This is a genomic window from Hymenobacter qilianensis (genome assembly GCF_014489555.1).
Lineage (GTDB): Bacteria > Bacteroidota > Bacteroidia > Cytophagales > Hymenobacteraceae > Hymenobacter > Hymenobacter qilianensis.
This window is the reverse complement of record NZ_CP060784.1, coordinates 4,420,564-4,442,073: the sequence shown is the minus strand read 5'-3', so window position 1 is coordinate 4,442,073 and position 21,510 is coordinate 4,420,564. Positions and strand designations below refer to the sequence as shown.

16 protein-coding genes and 5 pseudogenes are annotated in these 21,510 nt (G+C 56.2%); 11 read left to right on the top strand and 10 right to left on the bottom strand.

Annotated elements, in window-relative coordinates:
• Positions 1-20 precede the first annotated feature (20 nt).
• From trpB to H9L05_RS20145, 7 genes and pseudogenes are all read left to right on the top strand, one after another.
• The gene (gene trpB / locus H9L05_RS20170; RefSeq protein WP_187732421.1) at positions 21-1,220 is read left to right on the top strand and encodes a tryptophan synthase subunit beta; all 1,200 of its coding nucleotides are present in this window, start codon (positions 21-23) and stop codon (positions 1,218-1,220) included.
• A 115-nt stretch (positions 1,221-1,335) separates the two neighbouring features.
• Positions 1,336-1,941 carry a tryptophan synthase subunit alpha gene (gene trpA, locus H9L05_RS20165; RefSeq protein ID WP_317175034.1) on the top strand — a complete coding sequence of 202 codons (606 nt, stop codon included), beginning with the start codon at positions 1,336-1,338 and terminating at the stop codon, positions 1,939-1,941.
• Positions 1,899-2,114, top strand: a complete 216-nt coding sequence (locus H9L05_RS26525) for a tryptophan synthase subunit alpha (RefSeq protein ID WP_317175033.1) — start codon at positions 1,899-1,901, stop codon at positions 2,112-2,114. Before trpA ends, H9L05_RS26525 begins: the two co-directional genes overlap by 43 nt.
• A gap of 92 nt (positions 2,115-2,206) precedes the next feature.
• A pseudogene (locus H9L05_RS20160) lies at positions 2,207-3,218 on the top strand (bifunctional 3-deoxy-7-phosphoheptulonate synthase/chorismate mutase).
• Positions 3,219-3,251: 33 nt separating this feature from the next.
• A complete protein-coding gene (locus H9L05_RS20155) occupies positions 3,252-4,565 on the top strand; it encodes a helix-turn-helix domain-containing protein (protein WP_187732420.1) in 1,314 nt (437 codons plus the stop codon).
• Between the two features lie 279 nt (positions 4,566-4,844).
• A complete protein-coding gene (locus tag H9L05_RS20150) occupies positions 4,845-5,537 on the top strand; it encodes a DoxX family protein (RefSeq protein ID WP_187732419.1) in 693 nt (230 codons plus the stop codon).
• A 364-nt stretch (positions 5,538-5,901) separates the two neighbouring features.
• A pseudogene (locus H9L05_RS20145) lies at positions 5,902-6,600 on the top strand (phenylalanine-4-hydroxylase); the annotation flags it as partial.
• A 115-nt stretch (positions 6,601-6,715) separates the two neighbouring features.
• Here H9L05_RS20145 and H9L05_RS20140 read toward each other — a convergent pair.
• From H9L05_RS20140 to H9L05_RS20115, 8 genes and pseudogenes are all read right to left on the bottom strand, one after another.
• Positions 6,716-7,576, bottom strand: a complete 861-nt coding sequence (locus H9L05_RS20140; protein WP_187732418.1) for a dienelactone hydrolase family protein — start codon at positions 7,574-7,576, stop codon at positions 6,716-6,718.
• Between the two features lie 142 nt (positions 7,577-7,718).
• Positions 7,719-8,756 carry an AarF/UbiB family protein gene (locus H9L05_RS20135; RefSeq protein WP_317175032.1) on the bottom strand — a complete coding sequence of 346 codons (1,038 nt, stop codon included), beginning with the start codon at positions 8,754-8,756 and terminating at the stop codon, positions 7,719-7,721.
• Entirely contained in the window at positions 8,671-9,078 is a 408-nt protein-coding gene (locus H9L05_RS26520) for a hypothetical protein (protein WP_317175031.1), read from the bottom strand. Before H9L05_RS26520 ends, H9L05_RS20135 begins: the two co-directional genes overlap by 86 nt.
• Positions 9,078-9,722: a TetR/AcrR family transcriptional regulator gene (locus H9L05_RS20130; protein WP_187732417.1), complete on the bottom strand. Its 645-nt coding sequence runs from the start codon at positions 9,720-9,722 to the stop codon at positions 9,078-9,080. Before H9L05_RS20130 ends, H9L05_RS26520 begins: the two co-directional genes overlap by 1 nt.
• Before the next feature lie 60 nt (positions 9,723-9,782).
• Positions 9,783-10,295 carry an FAD-binding domain-containing protein gene (locus H9L05_RS24265; protein ID WP_262892716.1) on the bottom strand — a complete coding sequence of 171 codons (513 nt, stop codon included), beginning with the start codon at positions 10,293-10,295 and terminating at the stop codon, positions 9,783-9,785.
• A gap of 372 nt (positions 10,296-10,667) precedes the next feature.
• Positions 10,668-11,101, bottom strand: a pseudogene (locus H9L05_RS24260) (deoxyribodipyrimidine photo-lyase); the annotation flags it as partial.
• A 152-nt stretch (positions 11,102-11,253) separates the two neighbouring features.
• Positions 11,254-11,969, bottom strand: a pseudogene (locus tag H9L05_RS20120) (SDR family NAD(P)-dependent oxidoreductase).
• A gap of 496 nt (positions 11,970-12,465) precedes the next feature.
• Positions 12,466-12,756 carry a hypothetical protein gene (locus tag H9L05_RS20115; protein ID WP_187732416.1) on the bottom strand — a complete coding sequence of 97 codons (291 nt, stop codon included), beginning with the start codon at positions 12,754-12,756 and terminating at the stop codon, positions 12,466-12,468.
• A gap of 242 nt (positions 12,757-12,998) precedes the next feature.
• On the opposite strand from H9L05_RS20115, the gene H9L05_RS20110 reads away from it, so the two are divergent.
• From H9L05_RS20110 to H9L05_RS20100, 3 genes and pseudogenes are all read left to right on the top strand, one after another.
• Complete coding sequence (locus tag H9L05_RS20110) at positions 12,999-13,718, top strand: head GIN domain-containing protein (RefSeq protein WP_187732415.1); 720 nt, start codon at positions 12,999-13,001, stop codon at positions 13,716-13,718.
• A gap of 268 nt (positions 13,719-13,986) precedes the next feature.
• Positions 13,987-17,429: pseudogene (locus H9L05_RS20105) on the top strand (pyruvate carboxylase).
• Between the two features lie 90 nt (positions 17,430-17,519).
• Positions 17,520-18,257 (top strand): hypothetical protein, encoded by a 738-nt coding sequence (locus tag H9L05_RS20100; protein WP_187732414.1) that lies wholly within the window; start codon positions 17,520-17,522, stop codon positions 18,255-18,257.
• A gap of 60 nt (positions 18,258-18,317) precedes the next feature.
• Here H9L05_RS20100 and H9L05_RS20095 read toward each other — a convergent pair whose 3' ends face one another.
• Positions 18,318-18,755 (bottom strand): META domain-containing protein, encoded by a 438-nt coding sequence (locus H9L05_RS20095; RefSeq protein ID WP_187732413.1) that lies wholly within the window; start codon positions 18,753-18,755, stop codon positions 18,318-18,320.
• Between the two features lie 88 nt (positions 18,756-18,843).
• Between H9L05_RS20095 and H9L05_RS20090 the strand changes: the two genes are divergently transcribed.
• Positions 18,844-20,190 carry a M20/M25/M40 family metallo-hydrolase gene (locus H9L05_RS20090; RefSeq protein WP_187732412.1) on the top strand — a complete coding sequence of 449 codons (1,347 nt, stop codon included), beginning with the start codon at positions 18,844-18,846 and terminating at the stop codon, positions 20,188-20,190.
• 84 nt (positions 20,191-20,274) lie between these two features.
• Here the strand turns inward: H9L05_RS20090 and H9L05_RS20085 are convergent, their stop codons facing one another.
• Positions 20,275-21,144 carry a transporter gene (locus H9L05_RS20085; protein WP_187732411.1) on the bottom strand — a complete coding sequence of 290 codons (870 nt, stop codon included), beginning with the start codon at positions 21,142-21,144 and terminating at the stop codon, positions 20,275-20,277.
• Positions 21,145-21,510 lie beyond the last annotated feature (366 nt).

The window sequence follows — 21,510 nt, the reverse complement described above, 5'->3', positions numbered from 1 at the left end:
TCCAACCCATCACCTACGATATGGCTACTACTTCCGCTTTCCAACCCAATGCCCGTGGCTACTACGGTGAGTTCGGGGGGGCATTTATTCCCGAAATGCTTTACCCAAACGTGGAAGAATTGCGCGAGCAATACCTTACCATCCTCGCCGACCCTGACTTCCAGCGCGACTACCAGCAGCTCCTGCGCGACTTCGTAGGCCGGCCAACGCCGCTGTTCGAAGCCAAGCGCCTCTCAGCCCGCTACGGTACGCGCATCTTCCTGAAGCGCGAGGACTTGTGCCACACCGGCGCCCACAAAGTCAATAACACCGTCGGGCAGATTCTGCTGGCTCAGCGTTTGGGCAAGACGCGCATTATTGCCGAAACCGGCGCCGGCCAGCACGGCGTGGCCACGGCCACCGTCTGCGCCCTGATGGGTATGGAGTGCATCGTGTACATGGGCAAAACCGATACGGAGCGCCAGCGCCCCAATGTAGAGCGCATGCGCCTGCTCGGCGCTGAAGTGCGGCCCGTGACCAGCGGCAGCCAAACCCTGAAAGATGCCACCAACGAAGCCATCCGCGACTGGATCAGCAACCCCGTGGATACGCACTACATCATCGGCTCGGTGGTAGGACCGCACCCGTACCCCGATCTGGTGGCTCGTCTGCAAGCTATTATCAGCGAAGAGATTAGAAAGCAATTGCTGGAGAAAGTAGGTCGTGAGCTGCCCGATTACGTGGTGGCGTGCGTGGGCGGGGGCTCCAATGCGGCGGGGGCTTTTTACCATTTCCTGGATGAGCCTTCAGTGCAGTTGATTGCGGTGGAAGCGGCTGGGAAGGGCATCAAGTCGGGCCACTCGGCGGCTACGTCGGTGCTGGGCAAGCCGGGCATTATTCACGGTTCGCGCACGTTGCTCATGCAGGACGAAGACGGGCAGATTACGGAGCCATACTCGCTCTCAGCGGGCCTTGATTATCCGGGCATCGGGCCGCTGCACGCGTTTTTGGGTGCTTCGGGTCGGGCGCGGTTTATTTCTATTGAAGATGAGCCGGCTTTGCGGGCGGTAGCGGAGCTGAGCCGTTTAGAAGGCATTATTCCGGCCCTGGAAACGGCGCATGCGCTGGCCGCCTTGGAGCAGATAGGAGCGGGCCCCGAGGATATTGTGGTGCTGAACCTGTCGGGCCGCGGCGATAAAGATTTGGATACCTACCTCAAATACGCGGAGCAGATGAGCTAGCGTCGGTTTCCCGCAGTGTTTCGCAGTGTTGGCGCGGTGTTTCGCAGTGCGCTGGCGGGCTGAACACTGCGCGACACTGCGTTTTTAACACTGCGAGACACTGCGAGAAATCATCATGAACCGTATCCAACAAGCCTTCCAGAAGAAAGGCAAAGACCTGCTCAATATCTACTTTACCGCCGGCTACCCCACGCTCGACGCCACGGTGCCGCTGATTCAAACCTTGGCCGCGGCCGGCGCCGACCTCATCGAAATCGGTATGCCCTTCTCCGATCCGTTGGCCGATGGCCCCGTGATTCAGCAGAGCAGCACTGCCGCCCTGGCCAACGGCATGAACATGCGCGTGCTGTTCCGCCAGCTCCAGGATATCCGCCAAACTGTGCCCGACACGCCGCTGCTGCTCATGGGCTACCTGAATCCCGTCATGCAGTTTGGGGTAGAAAACTTCTGCCGCCAAGCCGCCGAAGCCGGTGTCGATGGTATCATCCTGCCCGATTTGCCACTGGATGATTATGTAAATGAATACCAGGAAATCTTCCGGCGCCACAACCTGCGGCCCGTGTTCCTTATCACGCCCCAAACCAGCGAATCCCGCATCCGCCGCATCGACGAGCTGACGGATGCGTTTCTGTACCTGGTGTCAGGTCCCGGCACGACTGGGGGCAAAATACGCAGGGCGTGGGCGTGCAGGAAGCGTATTTTGAGCGCATTGCCACCATGAACCTGCGCAATCCGCGCCTTATTGGCTTCGGTATCGGCGACAAAACCAGCTTCGAGCGCGCCTGCTCCTACGCCGACGGCGCCATTATCGGCTCGGCCTTTATCCGGGCCCTGGAAGGCGCCGATGATGCGCCCGCCGCGGCCAAAGCCTTTGTTTCCTCTGTTCTTAATTAATTAGCCCGCAGAAGACGCAGAAGTTCGCGCTGAAGTCGCAGAACTCAGCGTCCTCTGCGCAAATCTTCTGCGCCCTCTGCGGGAACCGACATATGCTCATCCAACTCGAAAAAGATATTGCCGCGAACACCAAAGTGGACATTATCAACCAGATAAAAGCCCTGAAATATAAAGTCACGGAGGTGACGACCCAGCGCGCCAGCTACCTCGTGGGCATCGGTAAGGCGGAGGTCGACTTGCGCGCCATTGGGCAGCTGCCCGGCATCCGCGACATTCATCAAGTATCCGATGACTACCAGTTGGTTAGCCGCAAGTGGCGCGTAAAGCCCACCGTGCTTGACCTTGGCGATGGAGTTTACATTGGTGAAGGCTCGTTGAGCCTCGTGGCCGGCCCGTGCAGCATTGAGAGCGAGGAGCAGATGGAAAAAGTCCTGCAGCATTTGCTCGATAACAACGTGCGGCTGATGCGGGGGGCGTTTTTAAGCCGCGCTCCTCGCCATATTCTTTCCGCGGTCTGGGTATGGAAGGCCTGAAGCAATTTCACCAGATGGCCCGCGCCCGCGGCATTAAAGTGGTGACGGAGGTAATGCAGGTGTCGCAGGTAGAGGAGATGCACGACTACGTGGACGTATTCCAGGTCGGTGCCCGCAACACCCAGAACTTTAACCTGCTCGATGCTTTGGGCGGTGTAGACAAGCCGGTGCTCATCAAGCGCGGTATTTCGGGCACCATCGAAGAGCTATTATCCTCAGCGGAATACGTGTTTTCGGGGGCAATGAGAAGCTGATTCTGTGTGAACGGGGCATCCGAACCTTCGAAACCGCCTCGCGCAACACCCTAGATTTGAACGCGGTACCGATTCTCAAAGAGAAGACCCACCTGCCCGTCGTGGTAGACCCGTCGCACGGCATCGGCATCCGCGACTACGTGGCCCCGATGGCTCTGGCCGCCGTTATGGCTGGTGCCGATGGCATTCTGTACGAAACCCACGAGAAACCCGAAGAAGCTGCTTCCGATGGCCAACAAACCCTGAACTTCGAAGAATCGGCCCGGCTGATTCAGAACCTGCGGCGGGTGTACGGGTTGCGGAAAGAGCTGGTGTAGCGTCGTAACGTGCTGGTTGTGTAGCTTTAGCGCATGTTCTTCGAATTCAGCCCGTATAGCTCATTGCTGCTGCCTTTTTTTGTGCAGGGCGTGGTGTTTATAGTGCTGTTTCTGGTGCGCGGGTGGCAGCGCGGCATTGCCTCCGATACGTGGTTGGCTTTGCTGCTGCTGCTTAACACGCTGCCTCTCACGCAGTGGATGCTGGGTTTCGCCGGTTGGTACGACTCCCACGATGCGCATTCAACCTTCATGTTTTACTTTCCCTTCAGCCATTGGCTGGCATTGGGACCCACTTTTTACTTCTACTTCCGCAGTCTTACCAACCAGGATTTTCGCTTTGGTTGGGCCCAGAAACTTCAATTTCTGCCTGCCCTGGCATACCTGGGTTGGCGCTTAGTGGTGTTTGGATACGATGTAGTGTGGCAACACTGGGTTCTGGGGGCACCTTTTACGGAGCACTTCGGCACCAAAGGCCCGCTTGCCAACGTGAGCGAAATAGCGGATGGTACCATAGAAATCTTGGGCTACCTGTCGGTGTTTGCCTACGGCTGGCTCACCCTGCGCGACTACCAGCGCTACCGCCGTTACCTCGACGATAATTATTCCAACACCGGGCCCATCAGCTTCCCATGGCTACGCAATCTGATGGTGGCGGTGCTGGTCGGCTTGCTGGTTTCTTTTTTCTTCGGCCTGGTAAATAAAGTCCTGACGCCGCTGTCCTACATTCAGGTGTGGTACTCGTTTTTGGCCACCGGCCTGCTGATCTATTACCTGAGCATTGCCGGCCTGTTGGCTCCGTATCAGCCCGCGCCAGCATTGCACTTTCAGCCCGACGGCGCAGAAGAACTACAGCCCGTTGCGAGCGTGGCAGCGTCTCCGACTCAGGTTGCAAAAGTGCTCGCGCCAAACCAGGGGGGCAATTTTAGCGAAAATGCCCCCCAGCGTCTGGTCTCAGACTCTGTCGAACTCACCGCCGAAATTCCAACAGCGCCCACCGATCCTGACTTAACGCGGTGGGCCGATAAGCTCACGCACCACATGCAAACGGCGCGGCCCTACCTGAACCCGGAGTTGACGTTGGGCGAATTGGCCAACCAGCTCCGCACCAATACCTCCCTGCTGTCGCGCGTTATCAATACTTGCTTCGGCCAGAATTTCAATGACTACATCAACACCCACCGCATTGCCGAGGCCGAGCGCAAGCTGCAAGATCCGCGCTTCCAGCATTACACTTTGCTGGCGGTAGCTTTGGAGTCGGGTTTCAATTCGAAGTCGACGTTCAACCGGGTGTTCAAAAAGCTGAAAGCCGCGACGCCCAGCGAGGTGGCGGCTCGGCTCAATACATAAGTTGGGACGCCCTAAAGCGTAATCCGGGGCGTTTCGGAGTGGGCTGGGGGACAATTTTGGGTCGTTCAATCAAACCCTGACGACCATGAAAAACCTCCTGTTTTCCGCCACCCCTGTAGGCTCCCGCCTCGCCGATGTTGCCTGGCTGCTCCTGCGCCTGCATGTGGGTTTGTCCATGGCCATCGGGGCCGGCTGGGCAAAACTAGTGAACATGACTACCGCCACGGAAGCCGCCAAGCTGGCCGGTGAGGCAAGCGCGCTAGCTCCCCCGATTGGTTTGTGCAGCAAGTGGCTAACCTGGGCTTCACGTATCCTTCCCCTTACCTGTGGGCATGGCTGGCCTGTTGGGGCGAGTTTGCGGGCGGCCTGCTCATTGCTTTTGGCCTACTCACGCGTTTGGGTGCCGTGCAGCTGGCTTTTCAGTTTTTCATCATTGCCTTTGTGTGGTACGAGAAGCCGGAACCCGTACTGGGCATGTACTATCAGCAGCTCCTGTTCTGGTGCTTCGTGCTCGTGACTGTAGTAGGCGGTGGGCGCTATTCGCTGGATTATCTGCTCACGCACAATACCAATTGGGTGCGCCGCCTGGTGCCAACTCGGCCTGTAGCCGCGACTGGCGCTGCCGCCCTCACGCTGTTTCTGGCTACGGCGTGCTGGGCCGGTGGCGGTTTGAACTCCGACTTGCTTATCGAGCCCGGTAAGCAGTTTGCTTTGGGCGGCGGGCAGCCGGGGGCCTTTCGGGTAGTGGCGCGCAATACGGGCAAGGTGCCGGTAGAAATAAAGGAGCGGCCCCACGGGGGTGGCATTTTTGGCAAAGCTACCTTAGCGCCCGGCCAGCGGGCCACGCTCCGTTTTCTGCCCGGCTCCACTGCACTGTTGCTGAATCCATCAAACCAAAAAGCCCGCCTCGATCTGCACGTAACCGGCGATACAAACCTGAGTATGGGGTATGAAGCCAACGGCAAGCAGTAAAACCCCATCAATCGGTTGACGAATGCCGGCCACGCACCCGACAACTTTTTTGAAGCTCAAAAAGCCCCCAGCATCATTTTGCAGGACTTTTGTATCTGTCTGAAAATAAGTTGAATAGTCGAGTGTAATTTATTATTCTGATTTTCTATATTTGCTTCATGTTACTGCAATCCGCCAAATGCATTATGCTAACCGTCAATCGCCCCAATAGAGGCGGAGTCGAGCTGCATGGCCGGAAAGGAAGGTAAGTAACCACCTCCAACCCGAAACCTCAAGCCCGACTCCGTCAAGAGTCGGGCTTTTTTTGTGTCCTTATTTTATTTAGAAGAGCTATGTTCGAACAAGCCACGACCAGTACACCACACAGGATCAACTCGTTTGGAAAGTATTATTCGACCGCCAGACGGCTCTGTTGCATAAGCGGGCGGCCCAGGCCTTTGGGGCCGGGCTCGCGCGCCTCGACTTTCAGCGTACCGTCATTCCGCGTTTTGATGCGGTGAGTGAGCAGCTGCAGCGCTATACTAATTGGGAGTTGGTGCCTGTGCCTGAGGCAGTTGACGACGCTACGTTCTTTGCGCTATTGGCCGAGCGTAAGTTTCCGGCTGTCACGCGGTTGCGGGCCATGGAGCAGTTCGACTTCGTGAAGACGCCCGATTTGTTTCACGACGTATTCGGGCACGCGCCCTTGCTCACCGATTCTGCCTTCGCCGACTTTCTGCACTTTCTGGGCATCGTAGGCCGGCAGCACCGCCACGATCTGCCGGCTTTGGTGCGGCTGCGGCGCTTGTATGGCTTCACGGTTCAGTTTGGGCTGGTGCAGGAAGGCGGGCAGCCGCGCATCTACGGGGCCGGTTTGCTGTCCTCGGCCGGCGAAATTCACCACTGCGTGCACGACGAAACCGCCCGCCACGCCTTCGAGCTTTCGACGGTGCTCGACACGCCTTACTCCGAGGAGCGGTTTCAGGAGCAATACTTCGTGCTCAACTCCTGGGAGCAGCTCACGGCCAGCGTGGCGGAAATGGCGGCCTTGCTGGCCGAGAGTTGGCAACTGAAGCCGGCGTAACCCGACCCTCAACTTTCGCCGGAAAGTTGGCTGATACGCTTACGCCTCGTCCCACCAAAGCTTACACAAAAAAGCCCCCAGAAATGCATCTGGGGGGCTTTTTTGCAAAATTGAATTAAGACTTCAGCTTGAAATTCTTGCGTAAGTAAGCCACGGCGGCGGTATGCGCATCGGTGGCAAATTGCTTGTTATACTTTGGGTTCGACGGGTTAGCAAACGCGTGGTCGGCGGCGTAGCTCTTGATAGTGACCTTCTTCTTGGCAGCGGCCATATCCTTCTGAAACTGAGCCACCACCTCGGGGTTGATCCACTTGTCTTCGCTGGCAAATATGCCTAGCACGTCCGTATTCAATGTTTTGAGCTTGGCTACGTCTTTCTCGGGCATGCCATAATACATCACACAACCCACGGCTTTGGGCCCCGCGAGCAACGCCGTCTGCAACGACCAGCCGCCGCCGAAGCACCAGCCCACGGAAGCAAACTGCGCATCCTGACCCGCATACTGCATCGCCCCGCGAATGATATTCTGGGCCCGCTCGGTTTTCACGGCTTGCATGTACTTGCCGGCTTCTTCGGGCGTAGTGGCCACCTGGCCGTCGTACAAGTCCAGCGCAATGATGTTGACGCCCGGCAAGTCGCGGGCAAACGTGGCGGCTTCCTTCTTGATGTAATCGTTCAGGCCCCACCACTCATGAATCACGAACAGGTACTTTTTGGAAGGCGTCACGCTCTTGATTTCAAAGCCCTGACCGGTCTGGCCATCGGCAGTTTTGAACTTAACTATTTGGCCTTCGCCCTCATACGAATAAGGCAGCGGCGCATCGTGGCCCCCGGAAAAGTCGGTATTGGAGGCCAGCAGAGCAAACGTTTCGGTAGCTGCGACTGGCTTGGCGCAGCAGCTCATAGCCGTAGTTTGGGCCGAAGCCGCGGTAGCCACGCTGAGCAGCGCGGCGCAAAGAGTCCAGAGTTTTTTCATGGAAATTGAGGGAAGAAAGTTAATGCGTCCTGAGTAAGCCCTGATTCGTGTAGCTACACGAATCAGGGCTTACTCAGGACGCATTAACCGGAGGCGCCGAATATAGTTTTAGGCGAAGCTCAATGGCTGGCTTCAATCGGATTTACTTGGTGCGAATGTGCGCTCCAAGCTCCGTCAGCAAGGCGTACAGGCCGACATAGGTGCGATTGAGGTAGATAAAATGCTCGGAGCCGCGCGGCTCGCGTTGCTGCCGCAGCTCCGGCTCCTGCATCAAATCATCGCCCAGAGCGTACAGCGACGCCATGTAAGCGGGGTCGCCAAAGTCGAATGTGGCTTCCCGAAACGGCCGGCCAACCAGCTCCAATGACGCGTGCAGGGTGCGCACGTACAAGGCGCGGCGCTCCGCCGTATCAGTAGAGCGGAGGATGCCGGTTTCGTCGAGCAGGGCGGCAAGACGGGCTTCGTCGGCCAGGGTTTCGGGGGCTAGCAGGGCGTTGAAAAGGCGGTGTACATCGGCCGGAATTTCCTTGACGCAGCCAAAATCCAGCACGCCCACGGTGCCGCCGTTCTCTGCGCGCAGCAAGAAGTTGCCGGGGTGCGGATCGGCGTGTACGCGCAGCAGCGTATTGAGCTGATACATATAAAAGTCCCACAGCGCCTGCCCCAGCTGGTTGCGGGTTTCCTGGTCGGGATTCGTGGTCAGAAACTCCTTCAAATGCTCGCCTTGCAGCCAATCCATCGTCAGGATACGGGCCGAAGACAGCTCCGGATAATAGCGGGCAAATTCCAGATGAGGCAAGTGAGCGCAGCTGGCCGCTATTTCAGTGCCCCGCCGCAGCTCCAGCTTGTAATCGGTTTCTTCAAGCAAGCGCGTTTCCACTTCCTCCAAATAGGGCCGTACCTGTGCTTCATCCAGGCCCATCACGCGCAAGGCAATGGGCTTCACCAGCCGAATATCCGAGCGAATACTATCGGCCACGCCGGGGTACTGCACCTTCACCGCTAGGGGGCGCTTTTCGCCCTGCGATACGGCATAGTGCACTTGACCAATGCTAGCCGCTTGCCGGGCGTTCACGTCAAACTCCGCAAACAGCTCAAACGGCGACTTGCCGAACGCATCCCGGAACGTCTTGATAATGAGAGGGCCGAGATGGGGGCGTCTGGTACTGGGCCTGGGCAAACTGGTCGGCGTAGGCGGGGGGCAAAAACTTTTTTTCCAGCGCCAGCATCTGAGCCACTTTCAGCACCGAGCCTTTCATCTCGCTCAGCGTGCCGTACAGCTCGGCGGCGTTGGCCGCGTGTAGGTCGGCCTCGCTGCTGGTAGCGCCCACCGAGCGGCGGGCATAGTGCTTCACGTAGTTGGCGCCTACTTTCAGCCCTGATTTGGCAAAGCGGGCCGCCCGCGCCACTTTGGTGGTGGGCAGTGAATCGAGCTGACGGCCGGGCGTAGCCTCGTCCGCCACTGGCGGGCTGGGGGGCAAATTATCCACGAAATCAGCCATTAGCGACGCTTGTGCAGCAGAAAGCGCGTCAGATCGAGGGCCGAGTCGAAGGAGTTGGGGCCCACTAAGTCGAAGCTGAGCGTGACGGCTTTTTCAACGGCCGCGTCGGTGCGCTCGAAGTTCAGGCTTTCGTCCTTGGCAAAGAAAGTGAGCACAAACAGCGCCTGCGTCCAGAAAAGGCGGGGGTAACTATCCTGCACGAAGCGCCGGGGGGCAATTTCCTCGGTCCGCCGGCCCTCACGCAGCAACGCTTCCACAAACATGATAAACTCACTGCGAAAATCGTCCAGAACGCGGGGCGTAATTCCCGGCACGTTCGGCATGGAGCGCCGCAGCGCCATGAGGGCGTAGCTGCGGTTTTGCTTCAGGATTTCGAGCAAGGTATAATAGAAGGCCAGCAGCTTTTCGCGGGCACCATATTCCTGCCATACAGGTTCCAAGGCAGCTTTTTCGCGCGCTTGTCGGCCAAAATCAGCCCAAAGCTCGCGGTCGACAGCGCCAAAATTGGGGTAATAGCGGTAGAAAGTTTCCTCAGGGATGTTCAGCCTCTTGGTAAGCTTAAACACCGAAGCTGGGGGCCTGTTTTTGTCTAGTACGTAAGTCAGGTAAGCCTGCTTAATGCGGTCCTTTTCCGTGTTTTCCATAGAACAGATACAACAGCTAAAGACTTGGTAAAGTTGAAGTAAGGGCACCACCCACTGCCCTTACTCGGCTTGGCGGTAGGCGGCGCGCAGGGTTTCGATGGCCCGTTCGCGTGCAAACTTGTGATCTACAATGGGTTTGGGGTATTCACAGGTGCCAAACTCGGGTATCCACTGCCAGATGTAGGCAAACGTAGGGTCGTATTGTTCCTGCTGACTTTGGGGACTGTACACCCGAAACCACGGGGCGGCTGTGGCTCCGGTGCCGGCCATCCATTGCCAGTTGCCCACGTTCTGCGACATATCATAGTCGAGAAGCTTGTCGGAAAAATACTTATCGCCCCAGCGCCAATCGATGAGCAGGTGTTTGACCAGGAAGCCGGCCGCGGCAATACGGGCGCGGTTCGGCATGTAGCCTGTCGCGTTCAGCTCCCGCATGCCCGCATCCACGAGCGGGTAGCCCGTACGGCCTTCGCACCAGGCTTCAAACTCCTGTTCATTGTTGCGGTAGGGCACGCGGCGCAGCTTAGGGTCGTAGCTTTCGGTGGCCGTGAAGGGGTAATGCCAAAGCAACATCATAAAGAAGTCGCGCCAGATTAATTCGGACAGCAGCTTGGGATTCAACTCCTTGGCTTGGCGCATGAGTTCGCGCGCGCTCAGCGTCCCGAAGCGCAGGTGCACCGAGCGGCGGGTGCTGCTGTTCACCAGGCCGGGCTGGTTGCGGGTGAGGTGGTAGTTGCGAACCAGGGCCTCGTCGGGCAGTTCGGTGGCGGGCACGAATTGTTCAAAATGCTCGAAGCCCATATCCTTCAGCGTCGGGCGAGCGGGCGCATCGGGCAAGCGGTGCAGGTTGTCATCGCGAAACAACTCGGCGGACGGATGCGCCTTTAACTGCTCGTCGCTTAGTGCCGCCAACCACGCTTTCTGGTAAGAGCCAAATACTTTCGGAACCGTGCCCGATTTGGTCATAATCTCGCTTTTGGCAAAAATAACCTGATCCTTGAACGCCCGAAAACCGGCGCCGTGCTGCTGGCAAAGGGCTGCTACGGCCGTGTCGCGCTCCTGAGCGTAGGGCTCGTAGTCCTCGTTGGTATACACGGCCGCTATGTCGTGCTGGCGAAGCAATTGCTCAAATACCTCGAGCGGCCGGCCGTAGACAGCCAGAAAATTGCCCCCGCAGCCTCCGTCTGAGCCGCCAGGTGTTCCACTTGCTGATAGATAAACGTGACGCGCGCGTCGCGGCGGCTAGGCAGCAAATCCAGAATCTCGCGGTCGTATATGAACAGTGGCACTACTGGGTGCCCGCTCTGCAACGCCGCAGCCAGGCCCACATTATCATGCACCCGAAGGTCGCGCCGGTGCCAGAAAAGCGTGATTTTCATAGGTAAAGGTGAAATGGTGAGTTTGTGAAGTGATGAATGGCGAAACGGAAGTGCTGGCTGAGCTTGAGTCTGTAGCGTGTTCGAATACACAAGTGAATTCCTGAACGGAAACTCACCACTTCACCACTCACCACTCACCACTCACCATTTCACTACTTTAGCCGGCCCATGCCGCCATCAACCGGCATTATCTGGCCCGTGATAAAGCTGCTGTGGTCGGAGAGCAGGAAAGACGCCATATACGCCAGATCCTCGGGTTGCCCGATGCGCTGCAAGGGGTGGCGCTTGGCCCGCCTTCCGCTTTCTCGGGCGTGTTCAATAAAGGGGCGGCCAGCGGCGTGTTGGTCAGCGACGGTGCCACGGCGTTGACGCGGATGTTCTGGGGGGCAAATTCGGCGGCCAGCGCGCGGGTGAGGCCTTCCAGAGCGGCTTTGGCAGTGGCAATACTGGCGTGAAAACTCATGCCCGTAGTGGCGGCCACCGTGCTGAACAGAATTACCGAAGCGCCGTCGGCCTTCTTCAGACGCTTCATCAGGGGCTGTAGCAGCTGCACGGCGCCCATCACGTTCAACTCAAAATCAGCCCTGAAATCATCCAGCGGAATCCGCTCGAAGGGCCGCAGCTTGATGCTGCCAGGACAGTACACAAAGCCGTGCAGCGTATCGGGCAGAGCATCGAGGGCGGTAGGAGGGATGGGTTGAGTTGCGTCGAGGTCCAGGTGGGTGGTTTGCAGCTCAGCCAGCTCGGGTGAGAGGTGGCGCGAGGCGGTAAACAGCTGGGCACCAAGGCCGTGCAGCAATTTGGTTGTAGCCAGTCCGATGCCCGACGAGGCACCGACGATGAGAATATTCTTTTGGGCGAAATCCATGCGTGTGGTTCAGGTGTGAAGGGTCTCTTGACAACTGAACCAAAGGGCCAAGGTTTGCGCCGCCCTTAACTATCGTGACTCAATTCGCGCAACCTGGTTCCGCCGACGATGTAGAGACGTGATACTTTGCGTCTCCTTGCTGGCGCCATCCGACCTACCATTGTTCAACACGAAGACGCGAAGTGTTGCGTCTATACATCATTCATTTAATTGCTGAGTAAAAGCTGCTACGAGCAGCAAAAAATCAGGCCGGCAGAAGCGCACCTTCTGCCGGCCTGAGAAATAAGATAAATGATAGATAATTGGCTAATAATCAGTGGATAATATAAAGTAGTTGAGTAAGTTTATTCTTCTGCGCGAAAGGTTAGGATTGGATCTGTCGACTGGGTAGCATCGTACAGGCGAAGCTCCCTATTGTTGACCTCGTAGCGGGCGGTTCGAAGCAGCGCTGCCAGATAACGCACGCCAAATACCGGACTGGAACAACTGCCCGGCTTCACTGTGATTTGCGTGATGGTGAACGTTTTGCTGCCAGCATCAAGAGAAAATTGCCCCCAATCTCGTCGCAGGCCGACAAGCCTTGCAATTTGCTGTCAGACGCAACGAACTGAATATAAGACTGCCGATCGAAGGAAAAGCTCGAAAGGCGTATATCGTCGCCCTCTACTTCGGCCAGCTTCCAACGCTCATTCAGCAGCGCGGCGTCCACATCAGAATCATCTGAGCAGCTGCTGAGCGCGAAAGCTATTCCAAGCCACAAAAAAGAGCGAGTAAAGCGTGGTATCATATACGTCGAACTGTGGGTGCTATGTGAGAGGGAGACAGCACGAAGACAAAAGGTTGCAGGCTATCTTGACCGAAGGCAAAAAATATTTTGCCCCCAGCCATTAAAACGCTGATAGCAAATGCCATTGCAGATTATTTCTGCTTTATATAAACGTCTAAATGATTATATTATCTGCACTTTAGGCAACCCTTCCTGTGGCTTATTCATCTACCTCGACAACTCTCTAATCATTATTCTACACCATGAAAACCTCGACTCAGCTCAAGACTCTTATTCTGCTTTTAGTAGCATGTACGCTCCAGGTTTATGTACAAGCCCAGACCAAGCAAACCCGCCAAACAGGCAGCTTCGAAGCCATCAGCGCAAGTGGTGCGGTGAATGTATTTCTACGCCAGGGCGGCGCAACAAGCGTGGTCGTTGAGGCATCGGAGGAAGTGCAGGAATACCTGAAAACGGAGGTGCAGAACGGTACCCTGAAAATATACCGCGACCGTAATTTCAACTGGCGCGACCTGGTGGGCCGCAATGAGAATAGCGTTAATATTTATATCACCTGCCCCAGCCTCAAGGCAGTTTCTGTGAGCGGTGCGTCGGCGGTGAAGGGCCAATCGACCTTCGCTGCCAACGACTTTAAAGTGCAAGCCAGCGGCGCCAGCGATATAACGCTCAACCTCAATGCCAGAAGTCTGGATGTGAACTGCTCCGGTGCCAGCGATGTAAAGCTTTCCGGAAAGGCCGACCGGCAGAAAGTGAACGTCAGCGGCGGTAGTGAGTACCAGGCGTATGCGCTGCAATCCAAAGGTGCTCAGATAGTTGCTTCGGGCGCCAGTGACGCGCAGGTTAATATCGACGGGGAACTGTCATCAACCGCTTCCGGCGCCAGCGACATTCGCTATAAAGGCAATGCGCGTCTAGTAAGCAGCCGCGCCAGTGGGGCCAGCTCGGTGAGAGCTGCCCGCTAAATCCGGAATTGTTTCTGGCTTCAAATCCCCTGTTTGGCTTTCGGCAGCCGAGCAGGGGATTTTTGTATAGAGCAGGACACTACCGGGGGGCTTTTTTAGCAATGCTTACTACCTTGATAAGCAGCAGCTATTTCGAAGCAACTAATAAAGCTGATATTGCGAATAAGTGACAACTAGCAAAAATTCGCTAACTGTTCATGAAGCTTGTTGCGCAATTGCCTAGCTTCGTCCCGATTCCACTTTCCCGCTCTTCACTTACCTCCAAACTATGAATATCAAAAAGCTACTCGTTGCCAACCGTGGTGAAATTGCTATCCGGGTGCTGCGCGCCGCCACCGAGTTGGGTATCCCGACGGTGGCTGTGTACACCTATGAGGATCGCTATTCCCTGCACCGCTACAAGGCCGATGAAGCCTATCAGATTGGCCGCGACGACGAGCCGCTGAAACCTTATCTGGATATAGAAGCCATTCTGCGTACCGCCAAAGAAAACGGTGCCGACGCTATTCATCCTGGTTACGGCTTTCTGGCCGAAAACGCCACGTTCGCTCGTCGCTGCCAGGAGGAAGGCGTGATTTTCGTGGGGCCGCGGCCGGAAGTAATGGAAGCCCTCGGCGACAAAGTAGCCGCCAAGCGCGTGGCCGTACAGTGCCAGGTGCCCATTATAGAAAGCAGCGAAGCGGAGCTGGTTGATCTGGAAGTAGCACTAAATGAGGCGCATCGCATTGGCTATCCGGTCATGCTCAAAGCAGCTTCCGGCGGTGGTGGGCGCGGTATGCGCGTTATCCGGACCGACGACGAGCTGGAAAAAGGCTTTTTTGAAGCTCGGAATGAGGCGTTGAAAGCCTTCGGCGACGACACCGTGTTTCTGGAAAAATTTGTGGAGCGCCCCAAGCACATTGAAGTGCAGCTGGTAGCCGATAACCACGGCAACATTGTGCACCTCTACGAGCGCGACTGCTCGGTGCAGCGCCGCTTTCAGAAAGTGGTAGAAATTGCCCCCGCTCTGGATCTGGCTGATCATCAGCGCCATTTGCTGTATGAGTACGCCTTGCGTCTGGGCCGGGCGGTGAACTACAACAATGTGGGCACGGTGGAATTTCTGGTAAATCCCGAGCTGGACCGCATCTACTTTATTGAGGTGAATCCGCGCATTCAGGTGGAGCACACCGTCACGGAGATGATTACCGGCATCGACCTGATCAAAACGCAGATTTATATTGCGGCCGGCTATAATCTTTCTTCCCCAGAAATTGGGCTGGAGCCGGGGGCAAACCGCTCAAAACCGGCTTCGCCATTCAGTGCCGCATTACTACCGAAGACCCCGAGAACGACTTTAAGCCCGACTACGGCACCATCGTGGCGTATCGCTCGGCGGGCGGCTTCGGTATTCGCCTCGACCAGGGCTCGGTGTATCAGGGCGTGAAAGTGTCACCCTTCTTCGATTCGCTGCTGGTGAAAGTGTCGGCCCACGCGCCTACGCTGGAAGGTGCAGCCCAAAAAATGGCGCGTACGCTGGATGAATTCCGCATTCGTGGGGTACAGACCAACATTCAGTTTCTGCAAAATATCATTGCTAACCCGAGTTTGTAAGTGGTAAGGCCAACGTGGACTTTATCAAAGACCACCCGGAGCTATTCCAGTACAAGCCCCGCCAGGACCGCGGCACAAAAGTGCTGGCTTACATCGGCGATGTGGTGGTCAATGGCAACCCCGACGTTAAGAAGCTGATTGACCCCACACGGGACCTGCGCAAGCCCAAAATCCCGTTCGCCAACATCACCGAGCCGCACCAGCCCGGCACCAAAGACAAGCTCACAGAGCTTGGTCCCGAAGGATTTGCCCAGTGGTTGCGCGCCGATAAACCCATTCATTACTGCGATACTACCTTCCGCGACGCCCACCAGAGTTTGCTGGCCACGCGCATGCGCACTTTCGACCTGCTGAAGGTGGCCGAACGCTACGCCAAAATGCATCCTCAAACCTTCTCGATGGAGGTGTGGGGTGGCGCTACGTTTGATGTGGCCCTACGCTTTCTGCACGAAGATCCGTGGGAGCGGTTGGCTAAAATCAGAGCGGCGGTGCCTAATATTTTGCTGCAAATGCTCATCCGGGGGCAAATGGCGTGGGCTACAAAGCATACCCGGATAACCTCACTGAGCGTTTTGTGCAACAGGCCTGGGAAACGGGCGTCGATGTGTTCCGCATTTTCGACTCCCTTAACTGGATGCCTGGAATGGAGTCCTGCATCGGTTTTGTGCGCAACAAAACCCAGGGTTTGGCCGAGGCCAGCATCTGCTACACCGGCGACATTCTAGACCCCAAGCGCCCTAAATACAACCTCGACTATTATCTGCGCTTAGCTAAGCAGATCGAAGATGCAGGCGCCCATATTCTCTGCATTAAAGACATGGCCGGCCTGCTCAAGCCTTACGCCGCCACTGAGCTTATTCAGGGACTTCGGTCTACCATCAGCTTGCCTATTCATTTACATACACATGATACATCATCCTTACAAGCAGCTACTTACCTAAAGGCAGTTGAAGCAGATGTAGATGTGATTGATGTAGCGTTGGGCTCTTTATCAGGGCTTACTTCGCAGCCTAATTTCAACTCTATTGTGGAGATGCTGCGTGGTACGCCCCGACACCGGGAGTTCGATCAGCGGAGCTTGAATGAGTTTTCCAACTACTGGGAAACGGTGCGCGAGTACTACTATCCGTTTGAGTCAGGTTTGAAAGCCGGTACGTCAGAAGTGTTTCAGCACGAGATACCTGGGGGGCAATATTCCAACCTGCGGCCCCAGGCGGCGGCGCTGGGCCTGGGCGATAAGTTTGAGCAGGTAAAGCAAACCTTCGCCGACGTGAATCAGCTATTTGGCGACATCGTGAAAGTAACGCCCTCGTCGAAAGTGGTGGGCGACATGGCGCTGTTTATGGTGACGAATAACCTGACAACCCAGGACGTGCTGGAGAAAGGGGAGAGCCTGTCGTTTCCGGAGTCGGTGCAGAGCCTGTTCCGGGGCGACATTGGGCAGCCAGAGGGCGGCTGGCCCGCTGACCTGCAAAAGCTTATTCTCAAGGATGAAAAGCCCTTCACTGACCGACCCAACGAGCACTTGGCGCCCATCGATTTTGACAAGGAGTGGGCGGCTTTTCAAACCAAATTTGGCCCCAGACTAAGTTTACCGATCTGCTTTCCTACCTGCTCTACCCCAAAGTATTCGAGCAGTATTGGGCGCACGTGCAGCAGTTCGGCGACGTGTCGCTGATTCCAACGCGGGTGTTTTTCTATGGCCTTAAGCCCGGCGAGGAAACCATCATCGACATTGCTCGGGGCAAATCAGTAATTGTGAAGCTACGCTCGGTAGGCAACGTGAACGACGACGGCAACCGTACCGTGTTCTTCTCTTTCAATGGCCAGACCCGCAACCTGGAAGTGCGCGACCGCTCGGTGGAAGTCAAAACGGTGCGTAATCAGAAGATTGACAAAGCCAATCCGCGCCAGGTGGGCGCTCCTTTGCAAGGAATGCTGTCGAAAGTGCTGGTGAAAGACGGCGAAGCGGTGAAGCGCAACACGCCGCTCTTCATCATTGAAGCCATGAAAATGGAAACCACCATCACCGCCCCCGACGACTCTACCGTGCAAAGCCTGCACCTGGGCGAAGGGACCTTAGTAAATGCTGACGACCTTGTATTGACGCTGGCATAACTGCGGCTGTGGGTAGAGTGCGGCTTCTATCCCGAAAATTGTATATATTTTCGAAGTTGTAGCATTTCCCATTCACTCTGTTATTCAAATATGAATCTCTTACGCACTTTTCTTATTGCAGCCAGTGCTTTTGTAAGCCTGCACGCGCAGGCGCAAAGTGCAGCCGTTAGCTCGGGCAATGCAGCACAGGAAAACCTGAAGTCGCTGGTGAACGGTTCGGCTGCCATCAGCTTCGACAACCGCTACGAGGGTGTGCGCGGTACGCCTTATTTGATTTCGGCTTGGATACCGGGCACTATTCAGCTGGCCTCCAAAGTGCCCCTGCCCGAAACAAAGCTGAAGTACGATGCCAACCAGCGCCTGCTGTTGATGCTGCGCAGTCCCAAAGACTCCACTTATGTGGACATGAATAAGGTGGAGGGTTTCGTGCTAAATGACCCCACCAAAAATCAGCCGCGAGCTTTTAAGCGCTTTTATGATGCGCCCGACCCGGCTCTGCGCCAAGAGTATTTTGAAGTGTTAGTGCCGGGCAACTACAGCCTGCTCAAGCTTCAGCGCAAAACCCTGCAAAAAGCCAGCTACAGCGGGGCCTACAGCGCCGACCGGCGCTATGATGAGCTGCTCGACCAGACTGACTACTTCATCCGTACGGCCGATGGTCGTTTGCAGCCCATCAAGCTTAACGCAAAGGCGTTGGCAGCTGCATTGCCGGAGCACTCGGCCCAGATTCAGGCGGAGCTTAAGAAGCGCCCGGCGCTACGCACCGAAGCTGATTTTGTGGCTTTCGCGCCCTGGCTGAATACGTTGCCTGCGCTTCCTGCTAAATAAATTATGCTTTAGCGACTTAAAAAAGCCCCCCAGATCTTACTGGGGGGCTTTTTTGTGAGCCTATTTTAAATAAACGGCCTCAAACACTGCCAGCGGCTCGTCGCTTTTTTCGGCGTACAACCGTAAGGTGTTGCCTTGTATTTCAAAGCGTGAAGCGTCTTGAAGCGCTTTCAAATAGTTGGTTTCCAACTGTTGGCGGGCTTCGCAGAACATCCTAGTAGAGCCAATATTCAGGAGGCGCAGCGTGGTAGCCGTGGGCTGCTCGAAGCGGCCGAAGTACCGGTTGCAGCCCGCGTAGCCATCCAGCTGATTGGTAGTAGCGTTAAGTTGTAGGTAGATTTCCTGACTGCTCTCCAGTGTGTTGATGGGGGTGGCAGCCAGGGTTCGGAGCACCCAGCGTGTATTGCGCAGGCTGGCATCGGGAGGGGTTTCTCGTACGGTTGTGCAGGCACTGAAAAGCAGAAATAGTAGCAAAATCAGGGGCGGGCGGAGCGGCATAGGAACAACGATAAGTGAAAAGCCTGGCAGAAGATAGGTGAACCGTGATAATTGGTTTTGTCGTGAGGCAAAATTCCTACCTTGAGCCATGAAAAAACTTGTCCTGATCATTGGATTGGCTTGTATAAGCCAGCTAGCTGAAGCACAGAAAAATATTAAGCAGGCAAACGTTGAGCGTGTTATCCGCACGTTGGCGGCTGATGACATGAAGGGCCGGGCAGCCGGTAAGCCGGGTGGCTTGCAGGCCGCTAAGTTTCTGGCCGCCGAGTTTGACCGGATTGGGCTGGAAAAAATGCCGGGCTTAACCACATACGAGCAGGTATTTCCGGCGTACGAAGTACGTACGACTGCGGGCAGCGTAACGCTCGACGGCTTGGCAGTAGCGACCGAAAACGTGCTGCCCATATCGGGGCTGCCTTCCCTCAGCTGGACCAGCGAGGATGCCACGCCGCCGCGTGTGGTCGTTATTGGCCCCCAGGACAACGTGCGGCAGCAAATGGGCGCTTTGCTGCAACCGACTGCCAACACGCTGGTTCTCGTGGATCCAATCCATGCGCCGCGTTTCAAGCAGCTGGCTGACTACCTGAGCCATAGCAGTATGCAGGGCGAACAGCCGAAGCCATTTGCCAGCGTATTTGTGTTGGCGGCTGCTCCGGCGGCGCCCGTCAAATTTGCTGCTACGGCCACCACCACCATCAAAACGGTAGAGCTGCGCAATGTGGTAGGAGTCCTGCCCGGACAGGCCAAGGACAAAGCCCGTGCAGCCGAAATGGTAGTGTTTTCGGCTCATTATGACCATATCGGAATTTTGCCCCCCACGGCCGGCGACTCCATTGCCAACGGGGCCGATGATGATGCCAGCGGCACAACGGCCGTGGTAGCTCTGGCGGAGTATTTTAAAAAGAACAAGCTGGAGGTCGGCAAGAAGAAAAAGAAGAATCAGCGGACGCTGGTATTCGTGGCGTTCACGGCGGAGGAAATCGGGGGCTTCGGCTCGAAGTATTTTTCTCAGCAGATTGATCCGCAGAAGGTGGTGGCCATGTTCAACATCGAGATGATCGGGAAGGAAGCCAAATTTGGCCCCCAGACCGCCTTTATCACCGGCTACGAGCGCTCCGACTTTGGCAAGCTGCTCCAGCAAAAGCTGGAAGGCACACCCTTCCGCTTCGAGCCCGATCCGTATCCCGAGCAAAACCTGTTTTACCGCTCCGATAATGCCACCCTGGCCCGTCTGGGCGTGCCGGCCCACACCATCAGCAGCGACCAGATTCCGACGGATAAGCTTTACCACACGGTAGACGACGAAGTGGAAAGCCTGAATATGACCAACATGACGGCTATTATTACGGCCATTGCGCGTAGTGCTACCGGCATTATAGCCGGCGACCAAACGCCTACCCGCATTGAGCCCGCCAGCGTAGGTCAGCGCCCGTAGCGCTTCGAAGTAGAGTAAAAGCGGCCGCCCCGACACTAAGTAAGTATCGGGGCGGCCGTCTCGTTTTAAACGAATAGTAAGTTATTACTTAGGAAGGCGCACGCTAAAGCCAGCTCCCACGGATAAGCCTTCGGCTTCGGAGGTGAAGCCTTGGCCGGCATTCAGGTCGAAGTGGAGGTTAGGCAGCGGCCGCCAATAAATTCCGGCCGTAGCACCGGGCGCCAGCTTCGATTCGCGCTGCCATGTGGTATACGTTTCGGCGAAAAAGCCAAAATTGCCCCCCAGCGGTCCATTCAGCGCCAGCGTGCCGAGATAGGTGCCTAGCTTGGTGTCGGCGGCGCGGAAGCCACGCTGACGAAAGCCGAAGTTTGCTTCCAGCCCATAGCGCTGTCCTAACTGTTGCGAGATTAGTAAGCGCGCGCCGGGCTCCAGCACTTTGTTTGGGAAAGAGGCGTCGCCATTGCGTAGTGTTACCTCGCCCAATAGCACCACTTGGGAGCGGGCATTAGGTACCGTTGATGCCAAAAACTTGGCCCCAACGGTTAGGGGCGCGAAACCACCGGGCAAAGCGGTAGAAGGAACGGGTGCCTCAGAATCGACTGCTGCAGCCATTGCGGGCGTGACGGCGCGCTTGTCGGTAGGATGGAGGTAGCCTTGCGTCAAGCGCAGCTCAATGTGGCTGGGTAGTCCAATGCGCAGGGTGGCGCCAGACAAAGTGCGAGTCGAGCCGAAACCTGTGGCGTCGGCCGGCTCAAAGCGGTTGGTGCCCGCATCTACCTGAACTTGGCCCAAGGGCACCATACTGGTTGTAATGGTGCGGCCGGGCCGATCAGGGCGGATGTTGCGCACAAAGGGCGCATCAGCATTGAGGGTAGGGTCGGTGGTCTGGGCAAGCAGACTGGCTGGAGCAGCCACAAAAAGCCCCCCAGCAAACAAAAAAGCGGTTTTACGCATGCCCCCTCTGACACGAGACTACCAGAGAAAGTTCAGCGCCACGAACGGACGATACCGCCGTTACCGTTTGGACAAAGATGCTAGCTCTACAATGGTTGGCGGTAATAAGGGAATAAAAAAGCCCCCCAGTGAGATAAACGCTATTTTGTGAAAAGCTGAGCTCGCTTTATTCTCTACTAAATGATGTTGAGGCGCTGAATTTTATACGAAACACAAGCTCGTCATTAAATGACGAATGAAAACGCAATAAGTGAAACCAGCCAGCCTAGTTCACAGTAAAAGCACGAAGTAGCTTTAGTGCCCTTTCCCTACACAATAGATTCTATTAGAAGTATATAGCGGTTGAGAAGATAAACTGCGCGGTAG